Origin of the sequence: Halorubellus salinus, assembly GCF_020567525.1 — an archaeon.
In the GTDB taxonomy this organism is placed as follows: domain Archaea; phylum Halobacteriota; class Halobacteria; order Halobacteriales; family Natrialbaceae; genus Halorubellus; species Halorubellus salinus.
The window spans coordinates 425,737-443,322 of record NZ_JAJCVI010000005.1 but is presented as its reverse complement, the minus strand read 5'-3'; the positions used below and the strand labels follow the sequence as shown (position 1 = coordinate 443,322).

Annotated in this window: 13 protein-coding genes; 10 read left to right on the top strand and 3 right to left on the bottom strand. The window is 71.3% G+C overall.

The annotated features are described in order from the left end of the window. The first annotated feature begins 188 nt into the window (after positions 1–188). From LI336_RS16370 to LI336_RS16355, 4 genes are all read left to right on the top strand, one after another. Positions 189–1,091 carry a sulfurtransferase gene (locus LI336_RS16370; protein ID WP_227134218.1) on the top strand — a complete coding sequence of 301 codons (903 nt, stop codon included), beginning with the start codon at positions 189–191 and terminating at the stop codon, positions 1,089–1,091. 171 nt (positions 1,092–1,262) lie between these two features. Beyond that, a complete protein-coding gene (locus LI336_RS16365; RefSeq protein ID WP_227134217.1) occupies positions 1,263–2,438 on the top strand; it encodes a thiamine ABC transporter substrate-binding protein in 1,176 nt (391 codons plus the stop codon). A gap of 105 nt (positions 2,439–2,543) precedes the next feature. Beyond that, positions 2,544–4,421 (top strand): ABC transporter permease, encoded by a 1,878-nt coding sequence (locus tag LI336_RS16360; RefSeq protein WP_227134216.1) that lies wholly within the window; start codon positions 2,544–2,546, stop codon positions 4,419–4,421. Between the two features lie 67 nt (positions 4,422–4,488). Next, positions 4,489–5,571 carry an ABC transporter ATP-binding protein gene (locus LI336_RS16355; protein ID WP_227134215.1) on the top strand — a complete coding sequence of 361 codons (1,083 nt, stop codon included), beginning with the start codon at positions 4,489–4,491 and terminating at the stop codon, positions 5,569–5,571. Positions 5,572–5,586: 15 nt separating this feature from the next. On the opposite strand, the gene LI336_RS16350 is transcribed toward LI336_RS16355, so the two are convergent. After that, positions 5,587–6,246, bottom strand: a complete 660-nt coding sequence (locus tag LI336_RS16350; protein ID WP_227134214.1) for a hypothetical protein — start codon at positions 6,244–6,246, stop codon at positions 5,587–5,589. 174 nt (positions 6,247–6,420) lie between these two features. On the opposite strand from LI336_RS16350, the gene LI336_RS16345 reads away from it, so the two are divergent. After that, positions 6,421–7,164: an SDR family NAD(P)-dependent oxidoreductase gene (locus LI336_RS16345; RefSeq protein ID WP_227134213.1), complete on the top strand. Its 744-nt coding sequence runs from the start codon at positions 6,421–6,423 to the stop codon at positions 7,162–7,164. Positions 7,165–7,205: 41 nt separating this feature from the next. Here LI336_RS16345 and LI336_RS16340 read toward each other — a convergent pair whose 3' ends face one another. Continuing rightward, complete coding sequence (locus LI336_RS16340; protein WP_368408396.1) at positions 7,206–9,527, bottom strand: ATP-dependent DNA helicase; 2,322 nt, start codon at positions 9,525–9,527, stop codon at positions 7,206–7,208. Positions 9,528–9,856: 329 nt separating this feature from the next. Between LI336_RS16340 and LI336_RS16335 the strand changes: the two genes are divergently transcribed. The 5 genes from LI336_RS16335 to LI336_RS16315 all read left to right on the top strand — a co-directional run bounded on the left by LI336_RS16335 (position 9,857) and on the right by LI336_RS16315 (position 15,517). Next, on the top strand, positions 9,857–10,072 hold the full coding sequence (locus tag LI336_RS16335; protein ID WP_227134211.1) for a hypothetical protein: 216 nt from the start codon (positions 9,857–9,859) through the stop codon (positions 10,070–10,072). Positions 10,073–10,143: 71 nt separating this feature from the next. Further along, a complete protein-coding gene (locus LI336_RS16330) occupies positions 10,144–12,591 on the top strand; it encodes a LamG-like jellyroll fold domain-containing protein (protein ID WP_227134210.1) in 2,448 nt (815 codons plus the stop codon). Beyond that, positions 12,591–13,832 (top strand): 60S ribosomal export protein NMD3, encoded by a 1,242-nt coding sequence (locus LI336_RS16325; protein WP_227134209.1) that lies wholly within the window; start codon positions 12,591–12,593, stop codon positions 13,830–13,832. The genes LI336_RS16330 and LI336_RS16325 overlap by 1 nt, the downstream gene beginning before the upstream one ends. Then, on the top strand, positions 13,829–15,055 hold the full coding sequence (locus tag LI336_RS16320) for a class I SAM-dependent methyltransferase (RefSeq protein ID WP_227134208.1): 1,227 nt from the start codon (positions 13,829–13,831) through the stop codon (positions 15,053–15,055). Before LI336_RS16325 ends, LI336_RS16320 begins: the two co-directional genes overlap by 4 nt. Before the next feature lie 165 nt (positions 15,056–15,220). Next, entirely contained in the window at positions 15,221–15,517 is a 297-nt protein-coding gene (locus LI336_RS16315) for a hypothetical protein (RefSeq protein WP_227134207.1), read from the top strand. Positions 15,518–15,760: 243 nt separating this feature from the next. Here the strand turns inward: LI336_RS16315 and LI336_RS16310 are convergent, their stop codons facing one another. Further along, a complete protein-coding gene (locus LI336_RS16310) occupies positions 15,761–17,572 on the bottom strand; it encodes a helicase C-terminal domain-containing protein (RefSeq protein ID WP_227134206.1) in 1,812 nt (603 codons plus the stop codon). Between the last annotated feature and the right edge of the window lie 14 nt (positions 17,573–17,586).

Sequence of the window (17,586 nt, the reverse complement as noted above, 5' to 3'; positions counted from 1 at the left end):
GGTGGGTCGTCGCCTCGACCAGGCGGGGCGATTCCGGGGACGACGACGGACCGGAGAGGCGGCGGGCGTCGTGACCGAGTACGTGAACTATAGAGACGAAGTCAGCGAGCGTTGCCGGTATCTGCGAGTGCCCCGCGAACCCGTCGGGACCAGAGGGGCTAACCCGACGCCGCGACAACGTCTCGAGCATGACCGACCACGCTCGCGACCGCGACAGCACCGACGCCACCGGTGACACCGCCACGAGCGACGACGCACCCGACGGCCGGCGCGTCCCCTGGACCGTCGACGCGGACTGGCTCGCCACGCACGCCGACGACGCGGACGTCAGCGTCGTCGACGTCCGCGACGCCTGGGAGTACGACGGCATCGGGCACGTCCCCGGCGCCGTGAACGTCCCCTTCGACTCGTTCCGGAGCGACGGCGACGCCGACGTCGGGATGCTCCCCGGCGCCAGCGCGTGGGCGCAGGTCATGCGCGACGCCGGCGTCGAGCGCGACGACGTCCTCGTCGCGTACGACGACACCCACGGCGTCTTCGCCGCGCGCTTCCTCGTCACCGCCCTCATGTACGGGCACCGCGACGTCGCGCTGCTCGACGGCGACTACGCCGCGTACAACCAGCGACACGAGACGACGACCGACGCCCCCGCCGTCGCGGCGAGCGACTACGAGGCGACGGTCCCCGACGACCGCCCGCTCATCGACGCCGACGCCGTCCAGGCGCTCCTCGACGCCACCGGCGCGGACGGCGCGGCGACCGACGACGACGGCCGCGAGGTCGTCTTCGTCGACACGCGCGACGACCACGAGTACGACGACGGTCACCTCCCCGGTGCGGTGAACCTCGACTGGAAGGCGCTCGTCGACGACGAGACCCGCGGCCTCCTCCCCGAACCCGAACGCCGCGAGGTCCTCGAAGCGCACGGTATCACGCCCGCGAAGCGCGTCGTCCTCTACTGCAACACCGCGCGCCGCATCAGTCACACGTACGTCGTCCTCCGCGCGCTCGGCTACGAGCACGTCGACTTCTTCGAAGGGTCGCTCACCGAGTGGCGCGAGCGCGACGGCGCGCTCGAGACCAGCGCCTGAGACCGGAACGGCACCCCGGGTCTCCGGACGGCCGTCGGTCTCGAGAACGCGACCGGCACACCCACGTCAGCCCGGTTATTCGTCGGTCGGGCGACCCTCGCGATCGTGATTCCGTCCCAGTTCCAACCACACATCACGCCGCTTAAGACCACAGGGTGCAACCACCCAGTTATGAGACGACGTCGTTTCCTGCAGGCCGCCGGGAGCGCGAGCGCGCTCGGGCTCGCCGGCTGCCTCGTCCAGGACGAGGGAAGTACGAGCACGGAGCCGACGACCGACGACGCCACCACGAGCGACGACGGCGCGACGAGCACGACGAGCGAGACGACGACCGAAGCGACCGCGGACCTCGCCGGGACCGTCCGCGTCGCGACCTACGAGTCGTTCCTGAACGCGCCCAGCGAGAGCTACGACGCGCCCGGGAAGTTCGTCAAGGAACGCTTCGAGGAGCAGTACCCCGAAGCGACCGTCGAGTACACCGTCCCGAGCAACGGCCTGAACGAGTACATCCAGCGACGCAAGCGGGGCGCGAGCGTCGACGCCGACGTCTACGTCGGCCTGAACGTCGACGACCTCGTCCGCATCGACGAGAACCTCGGGGACAAGCGCCTCTTCGAGGGCCTCGACCGCGGGCGGATGGAGCGCGCGAGTCACGTCCGCGACGAACTCGAGTTCGGCGACCCGAAGGGGCGAGCGCTCGCGTACGACACGGGCTACATCAGTCTCGTCTACGACGAACGCGACGTCGACGCCCCCGAGACGCTCGACGACCTCACCACGAGCCCGTACAAGAGCAAGCTCCTCGCGCAGACCGCGCAGGGCACGGACACCGGGCAGGCGTTCCTCCTCTGGACGATCGCGGAGAAGGGCGCGGACGGCTACCTCGACTACTGGCGGGACCTGCTCGACAACGACGTGAAGGTCCTCGGGTCGTGGTGGGACTCCTACAGCGCGTACCTCGACGACCAGCGACCGATGGTCGTCTCGTACTCCACGGACCAGGTGTACGCGAACCGCGACGGCCAGAACATGGCCAAGCACCAGGTCGGCTTCCCGAACGACCAGGGGTACGCGAACCCCGAGGGGATGGGCGTCATCCAGGGCAGCGACGAGGTGGACCTGGCGTACGCGTTCATGGACTTCGTCCTGCGGGGCGACGTCCAGCAGACGATCGCGCTCTCGAACGTCCAGTTCCCCGCGGTCACCGACGAGCACGTCGACCTGCCCGCGGCGTTCAGCGACTACGCGTACCGCCCCGAGGACCCCGTCTCCCTCGGGTACGACGAACTGAAGGGGAACCTCTCCGGGTGGGTCGAGGACTGGTCGCGGCTCGTCGCGAGCAACTGACGGCGAGCGCGCCCGCCGACCAGTCGGCGTGTGCGCTCGCGGCTACCTCGTCGTCGAGTTCGGCAGACCGCTGCAGCTAACATCGTCGCTCTCACATCACGACCCGTGTCACAGTCGTCCACTCGGTCGCCGTCTCGCGCGTTCGTCCAGCGGCTCGTGGACGAGCACGCGCTCGCGGTCGGCGTCGGTGGAACCGCGGTCGTCCTCCTCCTCGTCCTGTACGTGCCCGTGGGCGTGGTGTTCTCCGAAGCGTTCGGCGTCGACGGCGCGCCGTCGGTCGCGCGGTTCGCGGCGGTGTTCACGGACGACTTCTACGTCGGCGACCTCGCGGGCGTCCTCGCGTCACCGCTCGCGTTCGACGCGCACGCCGCCGCGATCGCCGGGTTCGTCGGCGGGTTCGGCGTGCGCGTCGCGACCCTCGGCCCGATCCCGTATCCCGCGCCCGTCCTCCCGTCGGTCGACACCGGCCTGTTCGGGTTCACCGCGTGGCAAGCGCTCCTCTCCACCGTCGCGAGCGTCCTCGTCGGCCTCCCGGCGGCGTACGTCCTCGCGACGTTCGAGTTCCGCGGCCGCAAGACCCTGCGCTCGATAACCATCCTGCCCTTCGTCCTCCCCGGCATCCTCGTCGCCGCCGGATTCTTCGCCGCGTTCGGCGAATCAGGCCTCCTGAACGACGTCCTCGGCGTCGTCGGCCTCCACCAGTCGCTGCTCGAGACGAACCCGCTGTTCGTCGTCGTCCTGGCGCACGCGTTCTACAACGCACCCCTCGTCGCTCGCGTCACCACGGGCGCGTGGGAGAGCGTCGACGCCCGCATGGTCGAGACCGCACGGAGCCTCGGGGCGCCGCGACGCCGCGCGTTCCGCGACGTCGTCGTCCCCCAGCTCCTGCCCGCCGTCATGGCGGGCGCGCTCCTCACGTACGTCTTCACGTTCATGACGTTCCCCATCGTGCTCGCGCTCGGCGGCCTCCAGCTCGCCACCGTCGAGGTCTGGGTGTACAACGCCGCCCAGAACCTCGACGTCCCGACGGCCGCGACGCTCGCCGTGATGGAGACCGCGATCTCGCTCGCGCTCACGTACGCGTACCTCCGGTACGAGGCCGGCCGGAGCGGGCTCGGGAGCGCGGGCGTCGACGTCGACCGCGAACGCTTCCTGCCCGACCTGAGCGCACTCGACGCGAAGCGCGTCGCCGTGCTCGCGTACGGCGCGTTCGCCGCCGTCCTCTTCCTCGCGCCGCTCGTCGCGCTCCTCGCCGAATCGGTCACCGACGGCACCGGGTTCACGCTCGACAACTACGCGTTCCTCGTCCAGCGCCAGGCGACGGGCGCGGCGTTCCAGACGAAACCACTGGACGCCATCGCGAACTCGCTCGTGTTCGCGACCGCGACGCTCCTCGTCGCCGTCCCGATGGGCGTCGTCGTCGCCGTCGTCTCCAGCGGCCGCGGCCGCACGCGGACCGTCGTCGACGCGCTCACGATGCTCCCCGTCGCCGTCTCCGGCATCGTGTTCGGCGTCGGCCTCCTCACCGGGCTCGTGTTCGGCATCGACCTCCCAGGCCCGTACACGCTCAAGGTGACGGGCGTCGTCGCGGTCGTCGCCGCACACGCCGTCGCCGCCTACCCCTTCGTCGTCCGGAACGTGAAACCGCAGCTCGCCGCCGTCGACCGCTCGCTCGTCGAATCCGCGCGAGCGCTCGGCGCGACCCGCGTCCGCGCGCTCCTGGACGTCCAGCTCCCGCTCGTCTGGCCGGGCGTCCTCGCCGGCGGCGCGTTCGCGTTCGCCATCAGCATGGGCGAGTTCGACTCCACCGTCATCCTCGCCACCCAGTCCAGCACCGCGACGATGCCGGTCGCGGTCGAACGCTACCTCGGCCGCACGCTCGGCCCAGCGATGGCGATGGGCTCCGTGCTCCTCGTCGTCACCGCGGCGAGCTTCGTCGCGGTCGACCGACTCGGCGGCTACCTCGGAGGGTTCGACCGATGACCGACTGCACTCACGCGACGCGACCGCGACCCACCGCACGCACCACGACGCCCGGAGGCATCCAACGATGACGGCCCTGACGCTCGACGACGTCTCGGTGACGTACGGTTCGACGACCGCGCTCGATTCCGTCTCGCTCTCCGTGCGCGACGGCGAGTTCTTCACGCTCGTCGGCCCCTCGGGCTGTGGGAAGACGACGACGCTCCGCACGATCGCGGGCTTCGAGCGACCGAGCGCCGGCCGCGTCCGCTTCGGCGACCGCGACGTCACCGGCCTCCCGCCGGAGGACCGGGACGTCGGCGTCGTCTTCCAGAACTACGCGCTGTTCCCGCACATGACCGTCGGCGAGAACGTCGCGTACGGGTTGAACTTCGCGGACCCACCTGGTGGCGTCGCCGACCGCGAGCGCGTCGCGGAACTCCTCGACCTCGTCGACCTCTCGGGGTTCGCCGACCGCGACCCCGAGTCGCTCTCGGGCGGCCAACAGCAGCGCGTCGCGCTCGCCAGAGCGCTCGCGCCAGGCCCCGAAGTCCTCCTGCTGGACGAACCGATGAGCGCGCTCGACGCCCGATTGCGCGAGCACCTCCGCCGCCAGGTCAAGCGCGTCCAGCGCGAACTCGACATCACCACCGTCTATGTCACGCACGACCAGGAGGAAGCGCTCGCCGTCAGCGACCGGCTCGCGGTCGTGAACGATGGCCGCATCGAGCAGGTCGGGACGCCCGAGCAGGTGTACCGCGAGCCCGCGACGCGGTTCGTCGCCGGGTTCGTCGGCGAGAACAACCTCCTGGACGGCACCTTCGCCGGCGTCGACGCCGACGGCACCGTCCGCGTCCGCGCGAACGACGTCGAGCTCGCGGTCGCCGGTGGCGTCGCCGGCAGGGAATCGGGGCACGGTGCGCCGACGTCGCTCGCGGTCGGCGACCACGTCACCGTCTCCGTCCGGCCGGCAGCACTCGACCCCGACGAGGGCGCGAACCGGCTCGAACTCGCCGTCACGGACACCGCGTTCCTCGGCGAGCGCGTCCGCGTCGACGGCGACTGGCGCGGGACGCGCGTCGTCGCGCACCTCGCCGACCGCCCGGCCAGCGACACCGTCGAACTCGGGTTCGCACCCGAGAACGCGCGAATCGTCGCCGTCGGCGACTGACCCCGGGCGCGGTCGCTACTGCTGTCGCAGAACGCTGTGCCTGACGTACACGGGCGCGTCCATGCTGTACGCCTCGTCGGCGATGACGTAGGTGGCGTCGACGGACGCGGGCGTCGCCGCGACCAGCCCGTCGAACCCGACCGCCGGCTCGCGGACGACCTCGCCGTCGCGGTCGAGCACGGTCTCGACGACGACGACCGCGGCGAGGTCCTCGCCCGCGACGCCGCTGCTGATCGCGGCCCCGACGTCGCTCGCGCCGAGTGCCGCCCCGGCGTGGTCGGCCGCGGCACGCCCGGCGGCCTCGACGCACTGGATCTCCGCCCAGTCCTCGAACGGCGTCGTCTCGTACTCGGGTTCCCGGGTGGGCTCGCCGTCCTCGCCCCGGCCCTCGTTGCGCCACCTGGCGACGTACCGGACGGCGTGCTCGTCCGCCAGGTACTCGACGTCGGCGTCCGATTCGACGACCCGCGTCTCGACGTCGGCGTCGCTCTCGCCGCGCGTCGGCCCGCGGGACGTCGGCGCAGTCGACTCGTCACCGGCCCCACCTGTCGACTGGACGGAACTGTCGGTGGCGACGGGGTCGGACTCGCGGGGCGCGCCCGGTGCGTCGGACAGACACCCGGCGAGCAGGGAGAGGGCGGTGGCCGTGGTGGTCAGGGCAGCACGACGCTTCATGAACGAGCGAACCGTCGAGACGGGCAAGTGTCTTCGGGTGGACCAGTCCCCCGGTCGACGCGTTCCGGCGAGGGGACGGCGTGGCGACGCCGTCGCGAACCAGCCGCCGGTTCGGTTCCGGGTCGCGTCGCCCCGACGCGTGGTACTAAGACGCCGACACGACTAGGCGGGCGCATGGACGTCGAGACCGCCATCGTCGTCGGCGTCGGCCCCGAACTCGGCGAGCGCGTCGTCCACCGGCTCGCGAGCGAGGGCGTCGCCGTCGCCGCCGTCGCCCGCTCCGCGGACCGCCTCGAATCGCTCGCCGCCGACGCCCCCGAGCCCGGGGTCGTCGACCCCTGCGCGGGGGACGCGACCGACCCCGAGCACGTCGCCACGACCGTCGACGCCGTCCGCGACGCCCACGGGCCCGTGGACGCGCTCGTCCTGAACCTCCCCGGGCCAGACGACGCCGGCCGGGGCGTCGCCGAGACCACGCCCGACGCCGTCGAGACGTGCTGGCGACTGCAGGTCGACGCCGCCGTCCGCTGGACGAACGCCGCGCTCGACGACCTCCGGACGCCCGCGGACGCCGCAGACGAGGACGCCGACGCGACCGGCGCCATCCTCGCGACGAACTCCATGGCCGCCACCACCGCCTCCAGCAGTCCCGCCCGCGGCGCCGCCCGCCACGGCCTCCGCGGTCTCCTGCGCGCGTACGCCGACGACCTCTCCCCGCAGGGCGTGCACGTCGCACACCTCCTCGTCGACGGCTGGCTCGACACGCCCGCGCTCCGCGAGCGCTACCCCGACCACGACACGTGGACCGACCCCGACGCCATCGCCGACACCGTCTGGCACGTCCTCACCCAGCCAGCGAGCGCGTGGACGTTCGAGTTCGACGTCCGCGCCAGCGGCGACGCGGTGCAATCGCTATAACCGCAACCGGTGACGCAGAACGGACGGGACCGACCACCGAGTCAGTCCAGCTTCGCCCGGAACCGGTCCATCGCGAGATTCAGCATGTCGGGACTCACGGGCTGGAACTCCTCGCGCTCGACCGCAGGGATGAAGTCACGCACCGAGTTCCAGGAGTCCCGCGCGTACCGTTCGTCGACGAGCACGCGCACGCCGACCTCGTCGACGCCACGGATGACCCGCCCGACCGCCTGTCTCGCTTTGCGGACCGCGGGCACCGTCAGCGCGTACTCGAAGCCGTTCCCGAACGCGTCGTCGTACGCGCGCTGGACCGCCTTGGTCCGGGGACTCGCCGTATTGACCAGGGGGACGCCGCAGACGACGGCGGCCTGCAGGCGGTCGCCCTCGTAGTCCACGCCTTCCGTGAGCGTCCCGCGCAGGGAGGTGACCAGCACCTTCCCTTCGCCAGCGAAGAAGTCGTCCTTCAGCGCCTCGGTCGCGTCGTCCGCACTGGATTCGTCCAGCAGCACGGGTTTGTCGAGCACCGATTCGAGTGCACTCGCCATCCACGCCGCCTCCGCGTAGTTCGGCATCCCCACGAGCGCGTTCCCCTCGATGCCCGCGACCTCGCTCACGGCGTCGACGTACACCCGTCGGGTCTCGTTACCCTCGGCGGGCTCTATCTGGCCTGGTTCGGGCGTCGGCCCGCGGTTCTGGTACGTGAACTTCGGCGCAGCCACCGCGAAGCTCTCGCGGTTCGCCTCCGGGAAGTGCAGGCCGTACGTCCGGGTCTCCACGGGCCGCCCCTCGCGCTCCAGGGCGTCGAGGCCCGTGACCTCCGCGAACACGTCGATCGGTTCGAGCGTCGCGCTCATGAGGACGCCACCGCCGAACTCGGCGAGGTGCTCGGCGAGGACGTCCGACGGCACGCAGTTCTGGATGCTCAGGTGGGCGTTGTACGCCCGACGCCACGTCTCGGGCGGTTCCGCGTCGTCCCACGTCCGCTCCAGGTCGATCTCGCGGAAGTACCGCGTGTGGTCGCGGGTCTGCCACGCCGACAGCACGCGGCCGGCGGTGGCGCACGCGCGCTGCTTCTCCTCGTCGGCCTGCTCGTTCAGGATGCGCTGGGCGGTCGCACCGACCGACTCCGCGGTCGTCCAGAAGTTCGGGCCGTACCCGGCGCGTTCGGCCCACTCCGTCAGTTCGTCCTCCTGGGGCGTCTCCGGGTCCCGGAGCGGAATCTCCGCATCTGGGAGGTCCGCGAGGTCCGCACGCCACCCCCTGTGCTCGCGGTCGAGGTGCGCCTCGACGCGTCGCGACAGCTCCTCGCGGAGGTCCCGCACGAAGTCGCGGACGGCGCGGACGTCCTCGATGTCGAGGTCCGTCTCGGCGAGCTCCCCGCGAACGAGCTCCGCGTCCGCCTTCGTGTGCTGGGTCGCGTCGCCCGCGCCGTCCTCGTCGAACGCGACCGGCTGAATCACTCTGGTCAGCTCGGCCTCCGCGTCGCGCAGCGTGCGGTCGGCCACGCCGTCGCTCACGAGACCTCTGACCCTGGGTTCGAGCATGTGCGCCTCGTCGCAGACGACGAACGTCGAGTCGTCCAGCAGCGCGCCCGTGAACGCCTCCACGGTCGTCGGGTCGAACGCGTGATAGTAGTTCCCGACGACGACCTCCACCTCGTTCAGGAGCACGCCCATCAGCGAGTGCGGGCACGTCCCGTACTCCATGCCCGCCGCGACGAGGTCGTCGGGACGCATCAGGCCCGCGTCGGTCACGTCGAAGGGGATGCCCTCGGCGGCGTCGCCGTCCTCGGGGAGGTCAGCGAGGTACTGCGCGTAGAACGGACAGTACTCGACGGTCGTCCGGTCGGTCCCGTGCTCGGGGATGTCGCGCGGATACGGCGACGGTTCGCCCGCGCTCTCGAGGTACGTCGCGCCCGCCGAGGCCGACGGCCCCGAGGCGAGGTCGACCTGCTGACTCCGGGCCTGCCCGGCGAGCGAGTCCGCGGACGTCTCCCCGCCCTCGCCGGTGAGGTCGCGGGTCTTCTCCCGCAGGGTCTCGCAGCGGTCGTACACCGACCCCTGCCCGAACCCCGCGGCGCCCTCGCGCTCGTACGGACAGACGCCGGCCTTCCCGACGAGCGTCATCGCGCTCACCGGGTCGTAGTCGCTCGGCAGGTTCGCGTTGATCGTCTCCAGGTCCGCCTCGAACTGCCGCAACTGCTGTTTCACGCTCGTCAACACCATCACGCGCTCGAAGTCGCTGTCGGGGTCGCGCACGAGGTGCAGACCCGCAGTCAGCGCGAGCATCGTCTTCCCCGTCCCACAGGCGCCCTCGAGGACGGTGAACCCGCCGTCGCGAGCGGTGTCGACGGCCGCGTCGATACCGTCCTCCTGCTCGGGATAGGGTTCTGGGTGGCCGAAGACGTCCGCCCACGCGGGCGCGTCCTCGGCCGCGGAACCGTCCGCGTCCTCGCTCGCGGCCGCGTCGCTGTCCGCGTCGTCCTCGGGTGGGTTCGCGTCGTCGCCGGCGTCCGCTGTCACTGGAAGAGGCATGAGGTTCGTGGCCGCAAAGGCCTGTCGAACGTCGCCCCGGCATCGCACTTGAACCCGCGGCTGGCCGGTGCGACGAACCACGGCCAGTGGGCGCGACGAACGCCGGGTCCGTACCGCGGGCGGCCAGAATTATGTGGTCGCGCGTCGTCGTGGCTGGCGTGACCGAGCGTCCCGCGACCGACGCCCTTGCCCGCGCACTCCGTCACCGCGAGCGGAACCTGCTCGCGGTCGCGGTCGTCGTCGGCGCGTTCGCCATCGCCGCGAGCGTCGGCACGCCGACCGCGTACTTCACGGCGAGCCTGGTCGCGTTCTGCGCGTGGATGGCGTGGTTCGTGCATGCCGTCATCGCGTGGATACGGCTCGCCGACTTCTGAACGAGTGGGTCGCGAGCGCCCGCAACCGGCCTGCCCAAAGGGTTTTCGTCGCCGCGTACGGATTCGAATCCATGCACTCCGGGGGGAGTGCCGGGGGTCCCGCGAGGACGGGGTGGGCCATCGGCACGAGCGACCGCAGCGCGGCCGGCAGCGACGCGACCGACCGCGGCGCGACGTCGCCGATCGCCATCCTGCTGCTCGTCGCGTTGAGCATCGTACTCGTCGGCGCCGTCGGCGTGTTCGTGCTCGACCTCGGCGGGAGCGTCACCGACCCGGCGCCGCAGGCGAAGCTCGACGCGTCCTACGACGAGTCCGTCGGCGAGGTCCGGTTCGCGCACGCCGGCGGGGACGGCCTCGACACCACCGGGAGCGGGACGCTCACCGTCCGCGCACGGGACGCGAGCAGCGGCACCGTCAGCGAGTACGCGTGGACGGGTGGCGCGGACGGCGTCGTGCGGAGCGACGGCCGGTTCGTGCTCGACGACGCGACCGGGGCGGCGACGGGGAACGAGACGGTGCCGTGGACGTACGCGCCCGGCGACCGCGTCCAGGTCGTGTTCGAGCGCGGCGACCGGTCGTTCGTCCTCGCGTCCTACACCGTCGGCGGGAGCGCCGCCGGCCTCACGTTCTCGCTCGACCCGACCCGCGAACGGACGCTCTGGTACGCGCTCGACGAGGACGAGGGGACCGGCGGCAGCGGCGACCCGGCGTACGCGAGAGGCGCGACGCTCGCCGACGGGGAACACGGCAACGCGTACGCGTTCGACGGGAACGACCACGCCGCGCTCCGCGCGTCGTACGCGAGCGCCGACGCCTTCCCCGAGCTGACGGCGTGCGCGTGGTTCCAGACGAGCGAGGACTCGACGGGCGAGTTCGACAACTGGGCGCTGCTCGACTTCGACCGCAGCGAGTACTTCAACCTCTACGTGCTCGGGAACGGCTCCGTCGGGTTCTCGACGAGCGCGACCGCGGGCACCGGCAGCGCCGTCCACGACCAGGCGACCGCGAGCACGTACGCCGACGGCGCGTGGCATCACGCCTGCGCGGTCTACGCGGACGACGGCACGAAACGCATCTACGTCGACGGCGCGCTCGAAGCCGAGGTCGCGAACGTTCACGGCGGCGACCCGCTCGGCTCGGGCACCACCCGGTACGGGTTCATCGGCGACGGCTCCGAGGCGTCGTCGTTCGACGGTTCGCGGAACGACCTCCACTACACGGGTCGCGTCGACGACGTCCGTCTGTACGCGACCGCGCTCTCGGCGAGCGAGGTCGGGGACGCGAGCGACCCCGCGACCGCCCCCTCGGCCGACCTCGAGCGCTACTATCCGCTCGACGACCAGCCCTCCGCCTCGGGCGGGTTCCCCGTCGTCGACAGCGAGCCAGCGAACGGCACGCCGTCCGGGACCGCGTACGCGTTCGGCGGGAGGTCCGGCGTCCACGGGACCGCGTTCGAGTTCGCGGACGCCGAGCACGTCGCACTGAACGCCTCCTACGACACCCAGGGCGCGCTCTCGGAGTTCACGGCGTGCGCGTGGTTCCGCACCACGCACAGCAGCGGCGGGCAGATGGACAACTGGGCGCTGCTGGACTTCGACCGCAGCGAGTACTTCAACCTCTACGTGCACGGCGACGGCCGCGTCGGGTTCTCCACGACCTCGCGCTCGGGCACCATCGACGACCTCTACACGACCGACTCGTACAACGACGGCGACTGGCACCTCGCCTGCGGCGTGTACGACGACGGCGAGAAACGCATCGTCGTCGACGGGCAAGAGGACGCGTCCCGGTCGAACGTCTACGGTGGCGCCCCGGTCGGGACGGGCGCGACGCGGTACGCGTTCATCGGCGACGGCTCCGAGGCGTCGTCGTTCGACGGCGACCGGAACGACGTCCACTACACGGGTCGCGTCGACGACGTCCGGGTGTACGAGCGCGCGCTCGACGCGTCGACGACCGCCGGGCTGTACGTCCGCGGCGTCGACCCGGTCAGTGACCGCGTCGTCACCACGGAACTGGAGCGGTTCGACGACCCCGTCGACCCGAGCACGCTCGAACTCGTCGACGTCGTCGCGACCACGCCCGGCGCGAGCGACGTCGAGATCGTCGTCGAGTCCGACCCCGACGGCGACGGCGACTTCGAGCACCGGAGCGCCCGCATCGACGCCGGGAGCGCGCCCGCGTCGCTGGCCGACTTCTCGCCCGACAGCGCGCGCTACCGGCTCGAGGTGATCCTCGACGTCGACGGGAGCGACGTTCCGACGTTCCAGAGCGCGCGACTCCGCCCCGAGAGCACGCCCGCATTCGGCGCGCTCGACGCACCCGCTGCGAGGGACGTCCACGACACCGTTGCAGGCACCTGGAACGCGACCGCGAGCGCTCGCACGCCCAGTTCGCCGGTGGTCGGCGGCGTCGAGTACGCTCCCGCCGACGCCAACCACGCTCCCGACCGCTCCCGGCACGCTCGCGACGCGCGTACCGCGAGCCTTTTCGGCGCGAACGCCGTACGAATCGGGTAATGACCGACGCGGACGCCGACGCCGACGACCCAAGCAGCCCACCCGACACCGACGACCACGCCGACCACGCTGACGATGCCGACAGTCACGTCGGCCCTGCCGACGAGCTCCTCGGGCACGGGGACGGGGACGCGGTGTCGAGCGAGTCGAGCGTGCTCTGTCCGCGCTGCGGGGAGCCGTTGAGCGAGCACGCGGCGCGGGACCCGCTCGGGAAGTCCGAGGTCGGCGTCTGCGACGACTGCTACTTCGACCAGTTCGAGCTCGTGGACGCGCCCGAGCGCCTCCGGGTCGAAGTCTGTGCGCGCTGCGGTGCCGTGCACCGCGGGAATCGCTGGGTGGACGTCGGCGCGAAGGACTACACGGACGTCGCCATCGACGAGGTCGCCGAATCCCTCGCCGTACACGTCGACGCGCACGACGTCACGTGGGAGGTCGACCCCGAGCAGGTCGACCAGAACAACGTGAAGATGCACTGCTCGTTCTCCGGGGTCGTCCGCGGCCAGTTCCGCGAAGCGCACGTGACGGTGCCCGTGAGCATCGCGCGACAGACGTGCCAGCGCTGCGGGCGCATCGCGGGCGACTACTACGCGAGCGTCGTCCAGGTGCGCGCCGTCGACCGTCTCCCCGACACGGACGAGGTCGAGCGCGCGAAGGCCATCGCGAACGAGCTCGTCGCGGACATGGAGGCGACGGGGTCGCGGGACGCGTTCGTCTCCGAGATGGCGGACGATGGCGACGGCTTGAACGTCAAGCTCTCGACGACGAACCTCGGGAAGAAGGTCGCGAGCAAGGTCACCGAGGAGTTCGGCGGCGACTGGGAGGACCACGAGACGCTCGTCACGGAGGACGAGGACGGGAACGAAGTGTATCGGGTCACGTACGCCGTGCGTCTCCCCGAGTTCCGGCCGGGTGACGTCATCGACCCGGAGGACGGCGACGGCCCCATCCTCGTGCGCTCGGTGCAGGGGAACCTCAAGGGCCTCCGGCTGGCGTCCGGCGAGCGCTTCGAGGCGAGCTACGAGGTCGGGGACGCCCCGGACGCCCGCAAACTCGGCACCATCGACGACGGCGTGCCGACGACGCTCGTCGCGTACGAGGACGAGCACGCCGTGCAGGTGCTGGACCCGGAGACGTACCAGTCGACGACCGTCGCCCGGCCGGACTACCTCGACGCCGACCCCGGGACCGAGGTGCCCGTGCTCCGCCATCGGAACGGCCTGCACGTCCTCCCCGACGAATGACCGACGACCCCGAAGACGGTCGGGCGCTCGACGCCGACGACGAGCCAGCGGACAGCCGCGCGCTCGACGCCGACGACGAGCCAGCGGACAGCCGCGCGCTCGACGCCGACGACGAGCCAGCGGACAGCCGCGCGCTCGACGCGGCGAGCGACGACCGGGACGCGCCGCTCGCGGCGGTCGTCGTGAAGCCGCGCGCGGAGGTCGCGACCGCCGGCTTGCGCGCCGAGGGTATCTACGACGACGACCGCGCTGTGCGAGCGTTCGACGCGGACACCGTCGCACTCCCGGTCACGAGCGCGCCCCAGGAGACCCAGGTCCGGCGCGTCGTCCGCCAGCCCGACCCCGAGTACCGGTCGCGGGACCTCGCGGACTACCTCAGAGAGCGCGGGTGGAGCGAGGACGCGATCGCGACCGCGCCGGGGTCGTGGGCGGTCGTCGGCTCCGTGGTGCTCGTCGACGACGGCGACTACCACGACGACGCCGAACTCGGCGACGCCCTCCTCGAACTCCACGGGGACGCGGACACCGTCTGCGTCCGCAGCGGCGTCTCGGGCGTCCACCGGACGCCGGACCTGCGCGTCGTCGCCGGGTCCGGCGACACCGAGACCGTGCACGTCGAGCACGGCACGCGGTACGCGCTCGACTGCGCGAAGGTCATGTTCTCGCCCGGGAATCAGGCCGAACGCGTCCACATGGGCGACGTCGTCGCCGAGGGCGAGCGCGTGCTCGACATGTTCGCCGGCATCGGGTACTTCGCGCTTCCGATGGCGAGAGCGGGCGCCGACGTCACCGCCGTCGAACTGAACCCCGAAGCGTACCGGTACCTCGTCGAGAACGCCCAGCTGAACGACGTCACCGACCGCCTCCACGCCGTCCTCGGCGACTGTCGTGACGTCGACGCGACCGCCGACCGCGTCGTCATGGGGTACTACGGCGTCAGCGAAGCCGACGCCGGCGAGTCGAACGAAGAGGACGAGGACGACGTGAATCGCGCGCTGGAGGCGTTCGAGTACCTCGATGCCGCGCTCGACGCGGTCGAACCCGGCGGCGTCCTCCACGTCCACGCCGCCGTCCACGAGTCCGAGCTCCCCGAGGGGCCCGCCGACCGCCTCCGCGACGCCGTCAGCGAGTACGGTCGCGACGCGACCGTCGACGCCGTCCGAACGGTCAAGTCCCACAGCGCCGGCGTCGCGCACGTCGTCGTCGACGCCACCGTCGACTGAGTTCGGGCACGTGTCGCGATACCGAGCCGCATTTCGGTCGTTCAAAACCACCCGAGAAGTTCCAAGAGCCTCGCTCGCGGCCGTTCGAATCTTCTCGTGAACCGTCGTGAACGGCGCGAACGACCACGACCCCCTTTTATTGGGTAGCGGGAAGCCAGGGGTACGATGCGTCCAGAACGAGACCGGTCCGCCGTCCTCGGCGAGGCCGCCACGGTCGTCGTATTGCTCTTCGGATTCCGGCTCGCTGGCGAGGTCGCGGCGGTCGTCCTCGGGTGGTTCGTCGACCCGCTCGGCGGGACTCCCAGCGAGGTCGCCGCGACGGTGACGAGCGCGTTCGCCGCGTCGCTGACGTGGGCGGGCGTCGTCGTCGCCGCCGCGTACATCTACCTCCGGGTCACGCGCTACCGGCGGACGACGCCCGACCCCGAGGAGCAGGCCGCGCCGTACGGCACCGACGCCTGACGCGGCCGCCCCACGCCGGACGAAAACGGCGAGACGCGGGCGGAGGCGTATCGAGCCCTGACCCGTCCGAACCCTTCAAATCCCTGCGGGCGGAACACGTCCGCATGGACCGACAACAGCTGTTCGCCGTCCTCATGGTCGGCATGATGGTGCTCTCCGGCGTCGCGTACGCCATCAGCTTCATCTGAGCAGTCGCCGCGACCACCGTACGCGCCGTCGTCGGCCGCCACGACCGGCCGACGGTCAGTCGTGGTTCCAGACGTCCGCCATCTCCGAGCCCTGTTTCCGCGAGCGACGGCGCCGCGACCCGTAGCGCTGGCCCTCGTCGTCGCCGTCGTCGCCGTCGTCGTCGTCGCTGCCGCTCGGATGCGACGAGAGCGACGACGACGGGTTCGCTCGCGCGCCGTTCATTCCGGCGAGCGCCTCGCGCGCTGAGATTTCTGGGAGCGTCGGCTCGCTCATGCGGTCGACCTGCGCGGCGAACCACTGGGGCATGTCGGTGCGAGCGCGCTCGAAGAGGTCGAGCAGGCTGGAGTCGGCGACGTACGTGTGCCCCTTGTCGTCGGGCGACCGCACGACGCGCCCGCAGGCCTGGATGACGGTCCTGAGCGCGGCGCGGTAGTACCACGCCCACTGGCCCTGTTCGAGGCGATGGGCGACCCGCGAGTCGCTCGTGTTCAGGTACGGTGCCTTGCACAAGACCTGCCAGCGACAGAGATCGCCTTCGAGGTCCAGGGCCTCCTCCATCTTCACGGAGAGGAAGAGCTCGGGGTCGCGCCGGGCTTTCCAGACGTCCAGTTCGGCGTCCCGGTCGTCCTTGCCGTGCGCGCGGAGGCGGTCGCCGACGCCGAGGTCGCGGAGGTGCTCGCGGAGTCGGTCCTGTATCGCGTAGCTGTGACAGTGCACGAGTCCCTTCTCGTCGGGGTGACGCTGCATGAGCTGGACGATGGTGCGCGCGAGCTTCGGGATGGTCTCGTCGCGGTGCTCGAACGTCATCTTCCCCTGCGTGACGTCGTACAGCGGCCGGTGCTCGACGGGGAACGTGTGCGGGACGTCGACGAGCGTCACCCTCGAGGGGTCGAGGCCGACGCCGCGACAGAACGCGTCCTTGTCGAGCATCGTCGCCGACAGGAGCGCGAACTTGTTCCCGCGCTCCCACACCGTGTGCGAGAGGTACTTCTCGGGGTTCATCGGCTTGACGTTGGCAGGCGAACCCTCGCCGTCGGGCTGGTCGACCACCCACTCCGTCGCCGAGTCGCGGTCCCGGTAGTCCTTCACGAACCACCCGAGCTCGGAGATGAGCTCCTGCAAGCGGTCGCGTTCGGCCGCCTGCTCGGGCGTCAACTCCGTCTCGACGAGGAGGTCGTCCTTCCGTCGGGTCGCGGTCCCCTGGAGGCTGTCCGCGAACCGCGCCGCGCGCTCGACGTCCCCGTCCATCTCGGGTATCTTGAGGTCGTCCCACATCGGCACGGTCTCCGGCGACAGCTCGACGGTCGCGTACATCTCCGCCCACTCCGCGAGCCCGTGGGCCTCGTCGACGACGACCACGTCGCGCTTGCGGAACACCTCCGAGCCCGCGGTCTGCATGAAGTACGCGAGCGTCATCGCGGCGATGGAGCGGTTCGACGCGATGGCGCGATCCGAGAAGTACGGACAGCGGTGCTGTATCGAGCAATCGTAGCCGGATTCGCGCACGCACGGCGCCTGGTCGACGGGCGTCTCCGTCTCCCCGGGGAGGATGCAGTTGTAGTTGTTCTTCCCGCGGATGATGGAGAGGTCCTGGAGGAGGTCGTCGCCCTCGACGTCGTCGAGCTGACTGACCTGCGGCGTCGTGTAGTACGCGCTCGCGGCCTCGCTCGGCGCGACCTCGTCCACCTCGTCCGCACAGCCCGCGATGGCCCTGGCGAGCAGGCTCTTCCCGCTCCCCGTGGGCGCGCGCACCAGCACGACGTCGTTCCCGTCGTCGAACGCCGCCTTGATGTCTCGGAGCGCCTGCTCCTGGGCGCCCCGATACGACGGCGCGGGGAACTCCTCGAAGATCCGGTCCGTATCCACTATCCTATCCCGAG